Origin of the sequence: Rothia sp. HMSC069C04 (assembly GCF_001812895.1) — a bacterium.
In the GTDB taxonomy this organism is placed as follows: Bacteria; Actinomycetota; Actinomycetes; order Actinomycetales; family Micrococcaceae; genus Rothia.
Genome location: NZ_KV810746.1, coordinates 1764 through 18220, shown reverse-complemented (window position 1 = coordinate 18220; position 16457 = coordinate 1764). Strand labels below are relative to the sequence as shown.

At 58.4% G+C, this 16457-nt stretch carries 10 protein-coding genes and 1 pseudogene; all 11 read left to right on the top strand.

What is annotated here, in order from left to right:
- A pseudogene (locus HMPREF2879_RS09650) lies at window positions 1–123 on the top strand (crossover junction endodeoxyribonuclease RuvC); the annotation flags it as partial.
- A 215-nt stretch (window positions 124–338) separates the two neighbouring features.
- The gene (ruvA, locus tag HMPREF2879_RS06440; RefSeq protein WP_070629821.1) at window positions 339–959 is read left to right on the top strand and encodes a Holliday junction branch migration protein RuvA; all 621 of its coding nucleotides are present in this window, start codon (window positions 339–341) and stop codon (window positions 957–959) included.
- 171 nt (window positions 960–1130) lie between these two features.
- Window positions 1131–2117, top strand: a complete 987-nt coding sequence (gene ruvB / locus HMPREF2879_RS06435) for a Holliday junction branch migration DNA helicase RuvB (RefSeq protein ID WP_172855776.1) — start codon at window positions 1131–1133, stop codon at window positions 2115–2117.
- Window positions 2118–2481: 364 nt separating this feature from the next.
- Window positions 2482–2841 (top strand): preprotein translocase subunit YajC, encoded by a 360-nt coding sequence (gene yajC / locus HMPREF2879_RS06430; protein ID WP_049345512.1) that lies wholly within the window; start codon window positions 2482–2484, stop codon window positions 2839–2841.
- 99 nt (window positions 2842–2940) lie between these two features.
- Window positions 2941–4632: a protein translocase subunit SecD gene (gene secD / locus HMPREF2879_RS06425; protein WP_070635063.1), complete on the top strand. Its 1692-nt coding sequence runs from the start codon at window positions 2941–2943 to the stop codon at window positions 4630–4632.
- Window positions 4633–4634: 2 nt separating this feature from the next.
- Complete coding sequence (gene secF, locus HMPREF2879_RS06420; RefSeq protein ID WP_070635062.1) at window positions 4635–5834, top strand: protein translocase subunit SecF; 1200 nt, start codon at window positions 4635–4637, stop codon at window positions 5832–5834.
- A gap of 381 nt (window positions 5835–6215) precedes the next feature.
- Window positions 6216–8693, top strand: a complete 2478-nt coding sequence (locus tag HMPREF2879_RS06415; RefSeq protein WP_070635061.1) for a RelA/SpoT family protein — start codon at window positions 6216–6218, stop codon at window positions 8691–8693.
- 441 nt (window positions 8694–9134) lie between these two features.
- Window positions 9135–10763: a type I restriction-modification system subunit M gene (locus HMPREF2879_RS06410; RefSeq protein ID WP_070635060.1), complete on the top strand. Its 1629-nt coding sequence runs from the start codon at window positions 9135–9137 to the stop codon at window positions 10761–10763.
- Between the two features lie 2 nt (window positions 10764–10765).
- Window positions 10766–12034 carry a restriction endonuclease subunit S gene (locus tag HMPREF2879_RS06405; protein WP_210399481.1) on the top strand — a complete coding sequence of 423 codons (1269 nt, stop codon included), beginning with the start codon at window positions 10766–10768 and terminating at the stop codon, window positions 12032–12034.
- A 191-nt stretch (window positions 12035–12225) separates the two neighbouring features.
- Complete coding sequence (locus HMPREF2879_RS06400; protein ID WP_070635059.1) at window positions 12226–15621, top strand: type I restriction endonuclease subunit R, EcoR124 family; 3396 nt, start codon at window positions 12226–12228, stop codon at window positions 15619–15621.
- Window positions 15622–16130: 509 nt separating this feature from the next.
- Entirely contained in the window at window positions 16131–16379 is a 249-nt protein-coding gene (locus HMPREF2879_RS06395) for a hypothetical protein (RefSeq protein WP_005508762.1), read from the top strand.
- The last annotated feature ends 78 nt before the right edge of the window (window positions 16380–16457 follow it).

The window sequence follows — 16457 nt, the reverse complement described above, 5'->3', positions numbered from 1 at the left end:
ATTAACATGTCGGCCCAGACGCAGACGCACCAGGGATCGCGGCCCGCGAAGGCTCGCCGTGCGGGTTCGCTGACCCCCGCGCAGCGCGCCTGGATGGAGGCGGAGGCGCGCGCTCGCCGCTAGAGGCGCTTTCGTGGGCTCTGGCGCCCCTCCTACTGGCTTGCGTATATTCGCTAAGAAGTTCGAATATATGCTTGATTTCAGAAGAAATATTCTAATATACTTGTAGTGTCTCCCTGTCGAATTGGGGGAGTGCGTTCTATGGGTGCCGGAGTTCCTGGCGCCCTCACACTGCCGCGAACCCCAATCCGGGGCGCGGTGTTGAAAGGTGGAGAGAAATGATTGCATCCTTGACCGGTCGTGTGGCTCAGGTGGGCCTTGATCATGCGGTGATTAACGTGAACGGTTTCGGCATGCTCGTGTACGCTACCGCACGTACTCTCTCCAAGCTGCGCACCGGTGAGGAAGCTACCGTGCTGACCACCATGATTGTGCGTGAAGAATCGATGACTCTGTACGGTTTTTCGGAGCCTGCCGAGCGTGAAGTGTTCGATATGATGCTTTCGGTTTCCGGTATTGGTCCGCGTATTGCTCTGGCGGTGTTGAGCGTTCACACTGCCGCTGAGGTGGAGCGCGCCGTGGCGACCGGTGACGATAAGGCGTTCACGAAGGTTCCCGGTATTGGCCCGAAGGGTGCCCGCCGTATTGTGCTGGAGCTTGCCGGCAAGCTGATTCTCAGCGATGGCCAGACCGATGAGCTGCCGCTGAGCCAGGGCATTGTCTGGAAACCGCAGGTGCTTGACGCTCTCACCTCTTTGGGCTGGAGCGAGAAGGACGCTTCCGCCGCTATTGACGCTTACGTGCAGCACAACCCTGCCGCAGAGACTGAGCCGGTGGGTGTGGCTCTGCGCGGTGTGCTCGCCTCCTTGGGTACTCAGAACACGGTGAGCCGCCACTAAGCGGTGCGCCCTGTTCGATGTATCCCACTCAAACTTTTGTGAAAGAAGAATTCTATGAGCCAGAATCCCTATGAGCCGCAGCCCGCGGCGTCCCTGGTTTCCGGCGGGTATTTTCCCGGTCAGGTGCCCGGCACTCAGGCATCTTCAGCTCCCGCCCAGCGCCTGGTGGCGATGGAAGAAGAGCCTGAAGAGAAGATGATTGAGGCGGCACTGCGCCCTAAGTCCCTGGATGACTTTGTGGGTCAGCGCCGTGTGCGTCAGCAGCTGTCTCTGGTGCTGGAGGCTTCGAAGATGCGTGGTCGTAGCGCCGACCATGTGCTGCTGTCGGGCCCTCCCGGTCTGGGTAAGACCACTCTCGCGATGATTATTGCGGCAGAGATGGAGGCGCCGCTGCGCATCACCTCCGGCCCGGCGATTCAGCATTCGGGTGATTTGGCGGCGATTCTGTCTTCGCTGACTCCCGGTGAGGTTTTGTTCCTGGATGAGATTCACCGTATGAGCCGCCCGGCTGAGGAAATGCTCTACATGGCGATGGAAGATTTCCGTGTGGACATTGTGGTCGGTAAGGGTGCGGGTGCGACCTCCATTCCGTTGGAGCTGCCGCAGTTCACCCTGGTGGGTGCGACGACCCGTGCGGGTCTACTGCCCGGTCCTCTGCGTGACCGTTTTGGTTTTACCGGTCACCTGGAGTTCTATTCGGTGGAGGAGCTTGAGCTGGTGCTGCGCCGTAGCGCGGGTCTGATGGATATGCAGATTACCTCCGAGGGTTTCACGGAGATTGCCGGTCGTTCCCGTGGCACGCCGCGTATTGCGAACCGCCTGCTGCGTCGTGTGCGTGACTGGGCGCTGGTGAACGGCGTGGACCGCATTAACGCGACCGATGCCGCAACCGCGTTGGACATGTACGAGGTGGATTCGCGCGGCCTGGACCGTCTGGACCGTGCCGTGCTGGAGGCGCTGATTCACAAGTTCGGCGGCGGCCCGGTGGGTCTGTCCACCCTCGCCATTGCGGTGGGTGAAGAGACGGAGACCGTGGAGACGGTTGCCGAACCCTACCTGGTGCGTGAGGGCCTGATTGGTCGTACTCCGCGCGGTCGTGTGGCTCTGCCCGCGGCGTGGGAGCACCTCGGCTTGGAGGCCCCGGAGATTCAGCTCTAGATCCGCATCAGCTTTAGGCCCGCATCAGCTGATAACACAGTAGTAGCCCGTGGGAGGTAGTAACCTCCCGCGGGCTTCTCTGTGCCCCCGGTAGCTCTTCTGCAGGGGCGGCACTCTTCTACCGGTTCTGCAGGCGCTGTCGGGTTTCATTGGGCTCTGCCGGGCTCTGCTGGTCTTTACCAGTGACATAAAATTACGCCGAGAGAGTCCAAAACTCAGGTTAACCTCACAAAAACGCTGGTTCGGGGCGCTAAAGCTCATGCTCTCGCGTAGGATGGATACGTACTGTATCTACGATTCCACACCTTCTGGTACGCTCAACCCTCGCGGTGAGCGGCACGGGTGCGGATGTGAAAGTGAGACCATGGATTTTAACCTCCTGATTATGATCGCCATGATGGCGCTGCTGGCATGGATGATGTTCTCTGCACAGAAGCGTCAGCGTAAGCAGATGGAGGAACTGCGCGCAATGCAGCAGTCTCTCGTCCCCGGCACCCAGGTGATGACTGGTTCCGGCATCTACGGCACCGTTGTCAGCACTGACCTTGAGAACAACAAGCTGCAGCTTCAGATTGCGGACGGTGTTGTTATCACCCTGGCACTGAACGCGATTATGACTGTCGTTGAGGAGGAAGCCCCCGCGGCACCCCTGACCGAGGACGTGTACGAGGCTACCGCATCCGAAGCTCCCGCTTCCGATACCTCTTCTGATACTGCTAAGTAATTCAGCGCGTATGAGCCCGGCGCCCCATGAGCGGCGTCGGGTTTTCGCGTTACGGAATCTGTAGAACACTCAATACTATTCATACGAAGAAGGAACATTATGGCTAAGCGTTCACCGCTTGCAGCCGCGCGAGGGGCGCTCCTCTCGATGGTCCTGCTCATGGTTGTTATGGCTGCCGGTATTTTCGGCACCACCTACGCGGGAGGTTCTTGGGCACCGAAGCTCGCCCTGGACCTTTCGGGTGGTACTCAGATGATTCTTTCTCCGAAGGTTAACGGCTCTTCGGATGAGAACGTCTCCCAGGAGCAGTTGAACCAGGCGGTTGAGATTATTCGTCAGCGCGTTGATGGTGCTGGCGTTTCGGAGGCGGAGGTTACGACCTCTTTCGGTTCGGGTAATAATGTGGTTGTTTCGGTTCCCGGAACGATTAGCGCTGAGACTCGTCAGCTGATTCAGGCGTCTGCAAATATGACGTTCCGCCCGGTTCTTGTAGCTGGTGCCGGTACTGCGGTGGCTGAGGATGCCCGCACTGCGGACGATAAGCTGCCCAAGCCCTCCGCGGAGCCGACTGATGGTTCGGACCGTAACTGGATTACTGCGGACCTGTACAAGCAGTACGAGGCGAAGGACTGCACCGCGGCACGTAATGAGGACGCCGATAGTGCGGACCCGACTAAGCCGATGGTGGCGTGTTCCACTGACGGTCAGGAGAAGTACATTCTGGGTCCTGTGGAGCTGAGCGGTAGCGATATTTCTACCGCAAGCCACTCGCAGGAGACGACCGGTCAGGGCGTGACTACGGGCCGTTGGGCTGTGAACATTCAGTTCAACGATGAGGCTCGTGAGAAGTTCCAGAACATTACTTCTCGCCTGAACGCGATTCGTGCACAGAACGCAAATGATCCGCGTGCCCGCTTCGCGATTCTGCTGGACGGCAAGGTGCTGTCTTCCCCGGTGTCGCAGGCTGTGATTTCTGACGGTAAGCCGCAGATTACCGGTAACTTCACCGAGCAGGAGGCGAAGGCTCTCGCCGATCAGCTCAAGTACGGTGCCCTGCCGATTAGCTTCACGATCCAGTCGGAGCAGCAGATTTCTGCGACCCTGGGTTCGGAGCAGCTGCGTGTGGGTCTGCTGACCGGTCTGATTGGTCTGCTGCTGGTGTTCGTGTACTCGCTGTTCCAGTACCGTCTGCTGGGCTTTGTCACGATGATGTCGCTGGTTGTGGCTGGCATCATTTCGTATGAGGCGATTGCGCTGCTGGGTTGGGCGTTGAACTACCGCCTGTCCCTGGCTGGTGTGGCGGGTCTGATTGTGGCGATTGGTGCTACGGCTGACTCGTTCATCGTCTACTTTGAGCGTATCCGTGATGAGATCCGTGCGGGCCGCACGATCCCGTCGGCGGTGAACCACGGTTGGCAGCGTGCATCCCGCACTATCCTGGCGTCGAAGGCTGTGAACCTGCTGGCTGCTGTGGTGCTGTACGTGGTGTCGGTCGGTTCGGTGAAGGGCTTCGCGTTCACCCTTGGTTTGACTGCGATTGCTGACCTTGTGGTCGTGTACCTGTTCACCCACCCGATGCTGACTCTGCTGGCGAATACCCGCTACTTTGGTGAGGGTCACCGCCACTCGGGCTTGTCGCCTGAGTCGCTGGGCGCTACGCCGCTGTACCGTGGTGCCGGTCGCCTCCGCAGCCCGGAGGAGAAGCAGCTGAGCATTGCTGAGCGTCGCCGTGCAGAGCGTGCTGCCGCTGAGGCTGACGAGTCTGCTTCTGATGAGAAGAAGGAGAGCTAAGCATGGCTACCGATGTGAAACCTAATGCTTTTGCCCGCTTCGGTAATGACCTGCATTCGGGCGCCCGCTCGTACCCCTTCGTGGGTAAGCGCCGCCTGTGGCTGCTGCTTGCGGCTGTGCTGATGGCGGTTTCGGTTCTGATTCCGGCTGTTGGTGGCGGCTTCAACCTGGGTATTGATTTCCGTGGTGGTTCGGAGTTCGTGGTCTCGAAGACCGCGCACGTTGATACTGCTACGGGTGAGCGCATTATTCACGAGAAGGCGAAGGACGCTTCGGATGTTCGCGTGACCAATATTGCGCCGGGTACGATTCGTGCCCAGATGAGCAAGCTCAGCGATGATGAGACTTTGCAGGTGAAGGCGGCTCTGCAGGAGGGTTACGGCGTCTCTGAGAATGACGTGACCTCTTCGTTTGTGGGCCCGACCTGGGGTGCGGATGTGACCCGTCAGGCGTTCTGGGGTCTGGTCGCGTTTGTGGTGCTTGCGCTGATTGGTATGGCGTTCTACTTCCGTACCTGGAAGATGTCGTTGGCGTCTATTGCGGGCCTGTTCTTCACCGTGGTGGTGACGGTTGGCCTGTACGCAGCGTTCGGCTTCGAGATTACTCCGAGTGCGATTATTGGTTTCTTGACGATTCTGAGCTACTCGCTGTACGACTCGGTGGTGGTGTTCGATAAGATCCGTGAGAACACCGAGGATGTGCTGGAACGCCGCGACACGACCTTTGCCGAGCAGATTAACTTGGCGGTGAACCAGACTCTGGTCCGTTCGATTAACACCGCTATTGTGGGTGTTCTGCCGGTGGGCGCGATCTTGTTCATTGGTGCGTTCATCCTGGGTGCGGGTACTCTGCAGGACCTGTCCCTGTCGCTGTTTGTGGGTATTCTGGTGGGCATGTTCGGTACGCTGTTCGTGTCTGCTCCGCTGTATGCTTCGCTGCGTTTGGGTGAGGCTCAGATTCGTGAGCACACCGCGAAGGTGGAGAGCGGCAACTTCAGGGACGCTGAGGATGCTGACGAGGCTGAGGGTGACTCTTCGGAGGAGCCCGCCGAGGCTTCTAAGCCTGAGAAGTCCAGCAAGTCTGCGGACTCTGCCGACGAGGCGACCGATGCGGACAACGCAGCCGAGAAGGCAACCGAGAAGCCCGCTAAGAAGCCGGCACGTGCAACCATTGAGATTCACCGCGTGAACCTGAACGGTTAGCCAACGTTCCGCCAGCGCTACTGGCGTTGCTAACGATAGGGGAGTCGATACCGAAAGGTGTCGGCTCCCTTTTAGCGTGCCCGCTGGTTTCTTTCCGCTGGTTTGCTCCCGCGGCGGCACGGGGCAGCAGAACCGGGGGAGTAGCGCCTCCCTCATGCCCCGCTGAACCACTTCATGTACGCCAGCCTAATATTTCACAGGTCTAATATTTCACCGGCCTAATGTGTCACAGTGCGGCATAGTTTACGCGCATATTTTGGCTCATATCCGCGTGCTGGGTAGGATAAAGGTAGAAGATACTGCGCGCCCGCATCCACGCCTTTCAACGACGAGCAGATTCGGGGGCTCAGGTCATCGCTGTTACGTCCAAAGGAGCCCGGAATGAGTGCAGAACCTGCCGTGAACACCAACGCTGAGAACCCTGCAGGGACCGCCGAGAAGCCCGCGGTTCGGCCCGCTGGCCCGATTCCTCTGCCTGAAACTGATTCGTCTGACGCAAAGAAGAAACGCGGCTCGCACCGCGTCATGGCTGCTGGCGGACGTGTGCCGAACCGCCTGGTCTTCGGTAGCCGCAGCAGCAAGATGGAGGCCTCCGATTCGCACGGCGGCACCATCCGTTTCTCCCCGATGATTGCGCCGGTCGTGCGTGCCGTGCGCCGCTACCACCCGGATGAGGACATTCAGGTGCTGCAGCGTGCCTACGAGGTGGCGAACCGCTGCCACGAGGGTCAGAAGCGTAAGAGTGGCGACCCGTACATCACCCACCCGGTCGCCGTGACTGCGATTCTTGCGGAGATGGGCGCGACCGGCCCCGTGCTCGCCGCCGGCCTGCTGCATGACACGGTGGAAGACACCGACTACACGATGGAGCAGCTCACCGAAGAGTTCGGTGAGGAGGTCGCCTACCTGGTCGACGGCGTGACCAAGCTGGACAAGATGACCTACGGCGAGAACGCCTCCATCGAGACAATCCGCAAGCTTGTGCTGTCCATGAGCAAGGACATCCGCGTGCTGCTCATCAAGCTTGCCGACCGCCTGCACAACGCCCGCACCTGGCGTTTTGTGCCGCAGGCTTCTGCCGCGAAGAAGGCAGAAGAGACCCTGAAGATTTACGCGCCGCTTGCGCACCGCCTGGGCCTGAACACGATCAAATGGGAGCTGGAGGACCTGTCCTTCGCCGCCATGAGCCCAGAAATTTACGCCGAAATGGTGCGCATGGTCGGCGAACGCACCCCCGCGCTCGAAAAGTTCCTGAACGAGGCGCGCACCAAGATTACGGACCGCCTGAAAGAGGTGGGCATCGACGCGACCGTGACGGGCCGCCCCAAGCACTACTACTCGATTCATCAGAAGATGAAGACGAAGGGCCGCAGCTTCGACGAGATTAACGACATCCTCGCCGTGCGCATCATGGTTGAGGAAGAGGCGGAATGCTACACCGTGCTCGGCCACGTGCTGTCCCTGTGGCCGTCGATGACCGGCCGCTTCAAGGACTACATTAAGAACCCGAAGAACAACAACTACCAGTCGCTGCACCTGACCGTGTACGGTCCGGGCAACCTGCCGCTTGAGATTCAGATCCGCACCTACAAGATGCACGAAGAGGCTGAGTACGGTGTGGCGGCGCACTGGCGCTACAAGGCGGCATCGCGCGGCGAGAAGGTTGCGGCTCGTGGCGGCGCGCCCGCGAAGGACCCGAAGGAGCCGGGCACCCAGACCTCGGCGATGATGAACGTCGGCATCCTGCAGTCTATTGCCGAGATTTCGAACTCCAACCCGGAGTCGGAGAAGTTCTACGAGTCGCTCGCTGACACCCTCGACACCGACGAAATCGTGGTGCTCACCCCCAACGGTGAGGCAATCGCCCTGCCCAACGGCTCCACCCCCGTGGACTTCGCCTACGCCATCCACAGTGAGGTCGGCGACCGCACCGTCGGCGCGAAGGTCAACGGCCGCCTCGTGCCGCTGCACACGGTCCTGCCCACCGGCGCGACCGTGGAGATTATGACCACGAAGAACGAAGACGCCGGACCCAGCGAGGACTGGCTGAAGTTCGTTCGCTCCTCACGCGCTCGCACGAAGATCCGCCAGTACTTCGCGAAGGAACGCCGCCTGGAGGCGCTACTCGCCGGCCGCGAGATGCTCACCAAGAGCATGCGCAACAGTGAGCTGCCGCTGCAGAAGATGATGAGCCCGGAGATTATGACTCAGGTGGCTCAGCTGCTGCACAAGAACGATGTGGCGTCGCTGTACCGTGCGATTGGTGAGCACGAGATCGCGCCGAAGCAGGTCATTGACACCCTCGTTGAGGTGCACCGCGGCGACGAGCCTGCGCCCGAGGTTGAGGTCAGCGACTTTGATGAGACGCTGCTGAAGTCGACCCGCAAGGCGATTGGCGATAACGGCGTGATTGTGCCGGGTGCTGAGGGTGTGCTGACGAAGATTGCGCGCTGCTGCACCCCGGTCCCGCCGGATGACATTATCGGCATTGTGACCCGTTACAACGGTATTTCGGTGCACCGCCGTGACTGCCCGAACATGCGTAACGCTGACGAGGAGCCGCGCGTGACCACGGTTGAGTGGGCGTCTTCGCCGTCCGCTACGTACCGTGTGCAGATTCAGGTGGAGGCGCTGGACCGTAAGGGCCTGCTGAGCGACCTGATTCGTGCGATTTCTGAGTCGGGCGTGAACATTCTGGATGCGCGCGTGCACACTTCGGAGGATCGTACCGTGGTGGACCGCTTCGCCCTGGAGCTGGGTGACCGCTTCATGCTGGAGCACGTGCTGAACGTGGTCCGTAACGTGACGGGCGTGTACAAGGCGTACCGCCTGACCGGCGCGAAACCCTCGGAGGCGTAGGCTCTTTAGAAATATCCTTCATGTGTTGATTTTTGGGTGCTGGTTTTTGTACTCTTGAGTTAACCGTTCGGCCCGCTACTCTTGATGGAGTAGACGGGCCGGATTTCTATTTTCTGGTCTTTACGCTGAGAAGCCACATGTGTTTCGAAAAGCCACTTCTTTGGTGGCTTCTCGAAACACATGTGGCTTTTCGCTGTCTATGGGGAGGGGTGGTGGAGGCTCCGCGATGACGAACGGGCACGTGCGGGGTCTGGGGAACCCGTATACTGAAAGAGTTCGCGCCGCCGGGTACGAAACGGCTTGTGGAAGCTATGAACGCTCCCACCTAGCAGGGCTTCTGAACTCGCGCTAGCGCATGTGTACGACCGGGACCGCACGGGTCCCGAACTTTTGACGTTTCTGCGACTAGAAACGATAACTAATGAGAGGTTGACCGCCCCTATGACGACGCAGTCTACGGATTCTTCCGCTACTACTGACGAGCACCGTAACCGCAATACTGAGCGTGCGCAGCTGCACTCCACGATTTGGCGTATTGCGAATGATTTGCGCGGCTCGGTAGACGGCTGGGACTTTAAGCAGTACGTGCTGGGTATGCTCTTCTACCGTTACCTCTCTGAGAGCCAGGTGCGCTTTGTGGAGAGCCAGAATATTGACATGCCTGATCGCTTTGAGAATATCCCAGACGATGAGTTCAAAGATCACATTAAAGAGTATTTCGTCAATGAGCGCGGCTTCCTGCTGTTGCCCTCGCAGCTGTTCTCTGTGGTGCACGCGAAGGCTCGTCAGGACCAGAACCTGAATGAGACCCTGGCGAACGTGTTCAAGGCGTTTGAGGAGTCGGCGCGTGGCACCGAGTCTGAGAATAACGTGAAGGGCCTTTTCGATGACTTCGTGCTGGATTCGAACAAGCTGGGTGTGAGCCCGGCGGCTCGTCACGAGAACCTGCTGAAGCTCATGGACGCTGTGGCGGACATGAACTTGGATAAGGGCTATGAGGATAGCGAGAATGACGCCTTCGGTGACGCCTACGAGTACCTGATGGGCATGTATGCGGCGAATGCGGGTAAGAGCGGCGGCGAGTACTACACCCCGCAGGAGGTTTCGGAGCTGCTGGCGAAGATTGCCATGGATGGCCGTGATGCTGAGCAGATTCGTACCGTGTATGACCCGGCGTGTGGTTCGGGTTCGCTGCTGTTGAAGTTTAAGCGTGAGCTGGGTAAGAACTCGGATGCTCTGCGTTTTGTGGGTCAGGAGATTAACCTGACCACCTATAACCTGTGCCGCATGAACATGATGCTGCACGGTGTGCCGGTGGATGATTTCAGCATTGCGCACGGTGATACTCTGATTGACCCGAAGCACCGCGGTGGTGCGGGCGGCGATTTTGAGGAGCCGTTTGGTGCGATTGTGTCTAACCCTCCGTATTCGACGAAGTGGAAGGGTGACGCCGACCCGACTCTGATTCACGATGACCGTTACGCCCCTGCGGCGGTGTTGGCGCCGAAGTCGAAGGCTGATTTGGCGTTCACGATGCATATGCTGGCGTCGCTGGATGAGGCGGGTACGGCGGCTATCGTTGAGTTCCCGGGCGTTCTGTATCGCGGTGCTGCGGAGCGTAAGATTCGTGAGTACCTGCTGAAGCAGAACGTGGTGGATGCCGTGATTCAGCTGCCCGCCAACCTGTTCTACGGTACGAGCATTGCGACCTGTATTTTGGTGTTGAAGAAGGGCCGCCGTAAGGACCATTCGGTGCTGTTCGTGGATGCTTCGCAGCTCTTTGATAAGGGCACGAACCAGAACATTCTGGGTAAGTCGCACCGTGAGAAGATTCTGGAGGTGCTGGCGGCTCGTGAGGAGCGTGAGCATTTCTCGGCGCTGGTTCCGGTGGAGAAGTTGCTGGAGCAGGAGGCGAACCTGGCGGTGTCGAGCTGGGTTGAGCCGGAAGATACGCGTGAGCGTGTGGACATTGTTGAGTTGAATTCCCATATTGAGGGTATTGTGGCTCGTCAGGCTCAGCTGCGCGTGGAGATTGACGCTATTGTGGCGCGTCTGGAAGGCGGCGAGTAGTCGTGGCTGAGGTGACGAATTATATTGACCGCCTGGTGGCTGAGCTCTGCCCGGATGGGGTGGAGTACCGTCCGCTAGGCGAGGTAGGTGAGTTTATTCGGGGTAATGGATTGCAGAAAAAAGATCTTTTTCTCGAAGGTATGCCTGTTATTCATTACGGTCAGGTTTTTACTCATTATGGTGCATTCGCATCTAAGGCTAAGTCTTATACAGATTTTGAGTTGTACTCAAAGCTTCGAAAAGCAGACCCCGGAGATCTTGTTATTGCCACTACAAGTGAAAATGATGAAGATGTCTGTAAGGCGGTTGCTTGGCTAGGGGAAGAGCCTGTTGGGGTTAGTGGTGATGCATATATTTATCGCCATTCGTTTAATGCAAAATATATCGCATATTTTTTTATGACCCATAATTTTCAGCGACAAAAAATTCGTTATATTACAGGGACCAAAGTACGTCGCGTGTCAGGTAAGAGTCTTGAGACTATATTGGCTCCTATGCCGCCAATGGAGATTCAGGAAGCGATTGTAGAAATTCTCGACAAATTCACGAACCTGGAAGCGGAGCTGGAAATACAACTGAAAGCGGAGCTGGAAGCGCGTACTCTGCAATACGAGTACTACCGTGATTCACTCTTCGAAGCCCTCGACTGTCCCCGTGTTTCTCTAGGTGAACTGGGCAAGTTCTACGGCGGACTTAAGGGAAAGACCAAGAATGATTTTGGCTCATCTGGTGCGCGCTACATTTCTTACAAGAATGTATATGAAAACATTTCAGCCGATTTCACTTGGCCTGACTTCGTGCAGGTAAAAGAAGGAGAGAATCAGCTTTCCCTAATGAAGGGCGACATTCTTCTGACTGGATCATCTGAAAATATGGAAGAATCAGGTCTTTCATCTGTTGTTACGAAGGAACCTGACGAGAAAACATATTTGAATAGTTTCTCAATCTGCTATCGCCTCAATGATCCGAGCATTCTTAACCCCGAGTTTTCTAAATATCTTTTTAGGAGCCGTTTAGCTCGTAAACAGATTATCCGAACTGCTCAAGGAGTTACGAGGTTCAACGTCTCCAAGAAGAAGCTGGCTAATGTGTCTATTCCTATCCCCAACCTGGAAGAGCAGCAGCGCATTGTCGATATTCTCGACCGCTTCGACGCCCTAACCGCCAGCCTCTCCGAGGGTCTACCCGCAGAGCTCGCAGCGCGTCGCAGCCAGTACGAGTACTACCGCGACCAGCTACTCACCTTCCCCCGCAAGGGCGAAAACCAGTAGCCACCCGCGCAACACCCGCGCATCACGCGCACACCCCGTGCAGGGGCGGCACCCACCACCCCTGCACGGGCCCCACACCTCAACCACACTCAACAACCCACATTACTCAACAAACCGGGTTCAACTAGCCGGGCTCACCAACCCCGAGCCCACCCATCCACACACTCAACCCCTACGCAAAGGAGCACCCCGTGGAAACCGTACCCAACCACCCCCGCCCCACCCAAGGACGCACCGAAAGCATCCTCAGCTCGGACGACTTCACCGTCATCGCCAAGCTCAAGGGAACTGACCTCTACGAGGACTGGGAATCCCAGCACAAGCAGAAGCGTGAGCACCAGAGCGAATCGCAGCTCGAATCCGAACTCATCGAAACCCTCAAAACCCAAGGCTACGACTACCTGCCGCGCCTCACCGACGAGACCGCACTCATCCGCAACCTGCGCGAACAGCTCGAAGCCCTCAACACCCGCCCCGAAGAAGGCGCATACGGCCCCAACAGCGGTTTCCACTTCACCGACGAAGAATTCAACCGCCTACTCACCGAACACATCGCCCGCTCCAACGACGGCATCCTGGAGAAGGCAAAGCTCATCCAGGAAGAACGCTTCATCGACTTCCGCCTCGAAGACGGCACTCTGCGCAACATCATGCTCATCGACGCCGCTTACCCCGCACGCAACCACATGCAGGTCATCAACCAGTACCGCGTACCCGCCCCCAACGGCAAAGTACTCAACCGCTACGACGTGACCATCCTCGTCAACGGCCTGCCCCTCGTACACATCGAACTTAAGAAGCGCAGCGTAAGCATCCGCGAAGCCTTCAACCAGATCGAACGCTACCAGAACGAAGGCTTCCAGCAGGACCAGCACCGCCTCTTCGAATACGCCCAGATCTTCGTCATCAGCAACGGCTTCGAAACCAAGTACTACTCCAACACCGTGCGCCACAAGCACGTCGAAGACCAGCAGACCGCCAGCCGCAAGACTGCCTCCGGCGGTTCGGCAGGCAAGAGCTTCGACTTCACCAGCTACTGGTCAGACGAACAGAACAACCGAATCAACGACCTGATTCTCTTCGCGCGCACCTTCCTCACCCGCCACACCCTCGCAAACATCCTGACCCGCTACTGCATCTTCACCGTAGGCCAGGACCTGCTCGTCATGCGCCCCTACCAGATTGCGGCAACCGAAAAAATCATTAAGCGAGTCGAAATCGCCAACAACGACCCCAAGCGCCTCGGCACCAAGGAAGCCGGCGGCTACATCTGGCACACCACCGGCAGTGGCAAGACCCTCACCAGCTTCAAGACCGCACGCCGCCTGGCAGAAACCGGGCTCGTCGACAAGGTACTCTTCGTCGTGGACCGCAAGGACCTCGACTACCAGACCATGCTCGAATACAACAACTTCCAGGCAGACTCCGTTAGCTCCACCGGCAGCACCCGCGAACTCAGCACCCGCCTCGCCGACCGCGGAACCAACATCGTAGTCACCACCATCCACAAGCTGTCCAACCTCATCACCGCCGAACCCAAGCACCCCGTCTACGGCCAGCGCGTAGCCATCATTTTCGACGAATGCCACCGCTCCCAGTTCGGCCGCATGAACACCGCCATCAAGAAGCACTTCAAGAAGTACAGCATGTTCGGGTTCACCGGCACCCCCATCTTCGAAAAGAACTCCGTAGGCGGCCCCGGCACCACCACCGTCGAAGTCTTCGGCGACTGCCTGCACACCTACACCGTCGTCGACGCCATCAACGACAAGAACGTGCTGAAATTCCACCTGGAATACACCAACACCAGCCCCCACTTCGCCGAACTCGAAGAATCCTCCTACGCAGAAGAAATCGCCGCAGAACTCGCCGAAACCCCCGACGCGAAGGAACTCGCCAAGTTCGCAAAGAGCAAGGAAGTACTCGAAAGCCCCGAACGTATCGAAGCCGTAGCCACCTACATTCTGGACAACTACGACCGCAAAACCAACCAGAGCGCAGCCACCAGCTACGAGGTCAAAAAGACCCACACCATCAACGGCGTCACCAAACACTACGTAGAACGCGTGCGCGGCTTCAACTCGATCCTGGCAACCTCCTCAATCGATGCAGCCTGCACCTACTACGACGCCCTCAACACCCTGCAGGAAGAGCGCATCGCAGACGGCACCCTGCGCCCCGAACAGAAGCTCAAAGTCGCCATCATCTACTCGCAGGGCAACGGCGGACAGCTCTTCGACACCTTCGGAGAAGAAGAAAACTTCACCTTCGCCACCGAAGGCACCGGCAGCCGCATGGACGGCTTCCTCGAAGACTACAACACCATGTTCGGCACCAACTTCAGCACCGACGGCGACTCCTTCGACAACTACTACAAGGACGTCTCCCGCCGCATGAAGGTACGCGAACTGGACCTGCTCATTGTCGTGAACATGTTCCTGACCGGTTTCGACTCCAAGACCGTCAACACCCTCTGGGTGGATAAGAACCTGAAGATGCACGGCCTGGTTCAGGCGTACAGCCGTACCAACCGAATCCTCAACTCGCTCAAGCCCTCCGGCAACATCGTGTGCTTCCGCGACCTTGAACAGGCAACCAAGGACGCCTTCACCCTCTTCGGCGACACCGAAAACAGCGACGGCCAGTCCGCCCTCGACATCGCGTTCACCCGACCCTACAAGGAAGCCTACGCCGCATACGACAAGGCCGTCTCCGAGCTGCGCGAAGAATTCCCCATCGACGAGGGCGGCTCCATCACCGTGGACACCACCGAAGACAAGGCCCGCTACATCGAGGTCATGAACAAGGTGCTTGAGCTGCAGCAGGAACTGCGCGTACACGACGAGTTCATCCGCGACGGCGGCAACGAACTCATCAGCGACTACGACATGCAGGGCTACACCGGTGTCTACAACGACATCTACGAAGAAGCCCGCGAACTGCGCCGCGAACAGGAAGAAGCGAAGGACGGCGCCGACAACGAAACCGGCGAAGGCGAAGAAAAGCCGACCGGAGTTGACCCGTTCGCTGGTGTCCACTTCCTCACCGAGCTGGTGAAGCAGCAGGAAGTCGGTGTGCTCTACATCCTGGAGCTCGTCAAGGCAGCCCGCGCCGCACGCCACGGCAAGGCGGCAGGGGAGAGCGGCACCTCCGAAACCGCGCAGGACAGCGTGGAGTACTTCCGCGACCGCGTGCGCCTCGCTATTCGTAACGACGCCGACCTGCGCGAAAGCGGCGACATCATCGAGGACTACTTCGACACCTACCTGAACGAGTCCGAAGACCACGACGTGCAGGAACACTTCCACCACTACGTGACCGACCGCCGCACCCGCGAAGAAGACACCATCGTCAAGGACGAAGAGCTGGACTCCGCCGAAACCCAGCGCGTCGTCAACCGTGCGCTCAAGGAAAACCGCCGCACCATTCCCGGCAAGATCAGCCGCCTGGTCAAGGGCAAGATCTCGCTCTTCGGCGGCAAGCTCGGCGGCGCGAAGACTGAAGATGCAGCAACCAAGGCGAAGCGCGTGAAGCAGAAGCTGGAGAAGCACATCGTCCGCTTCATGCCGTTCCTTGGCGGAGAATAAACCGCGGTGACGTGCTGTAACCGGCGGTAGTAATCCGCCGTTATCCGCCCAGAAGCCACATGTGTTTCGAAAAGCCACTTCTTTCGTGGCTTCTCGAAACACATGTGGCTTTTCGCCGTCTATGGGGGGGGGGGAGGGGATGGAATCTTTCGATAGGTTAGTGTCTTCACCACGGGTTAAAGACCCACGGCGAAGACACTAACCTATCGAAACAGCCAGTTACCCGCCGCCTGACCTACCTCGGCGCTGATTTGTGCCATAGGTTAGCGTCTTTGGTCGTAGTTAAAAACCATGGCAGAAGTCCGTAACCTATGACCGAATTTTCTGTGTGGTGTGTATAGGCGGGGGAGTGCGCCTCCAGAAACCCCCTCATCCCGCAATATTTTTCTGCTTCTTCTCCAGCGTGGGGCGGTGTAGCCCCTTATCTTGTCAGGGGTGCCCCGTACTTTGGGTGTAGAGAACAACGACGCGTTCTCGCCCCCTCCGCCGAGCGACCAAAGGAGCCCCTCATGTACACGGTTGGTTACTACAATGACGAAGACTTCCGCGCCTTCTACTCCGGTCAGGACGCCGCCAACATTGACGACTTCTTCACTGACAACGGCGAATACCTCATGGCGTACCTGCCAGAGGTGACCGACCGCGAGTTCCTCGCCGGCCTCCGATACGGTAACGGCTGCGACGCGCTCTGCCAGAGCGGATACGCCCTCGACGAGGCGGAAGAGGCACTTCGCGACATGTATGCGCTCGCCGTGTAGCCCGCCCGCCCACCTGTCACAGCTGGGGATCCGGTCATGAGTTGCGGATTTGTGCCATAGGTTAGTGTCTTTGGTCGT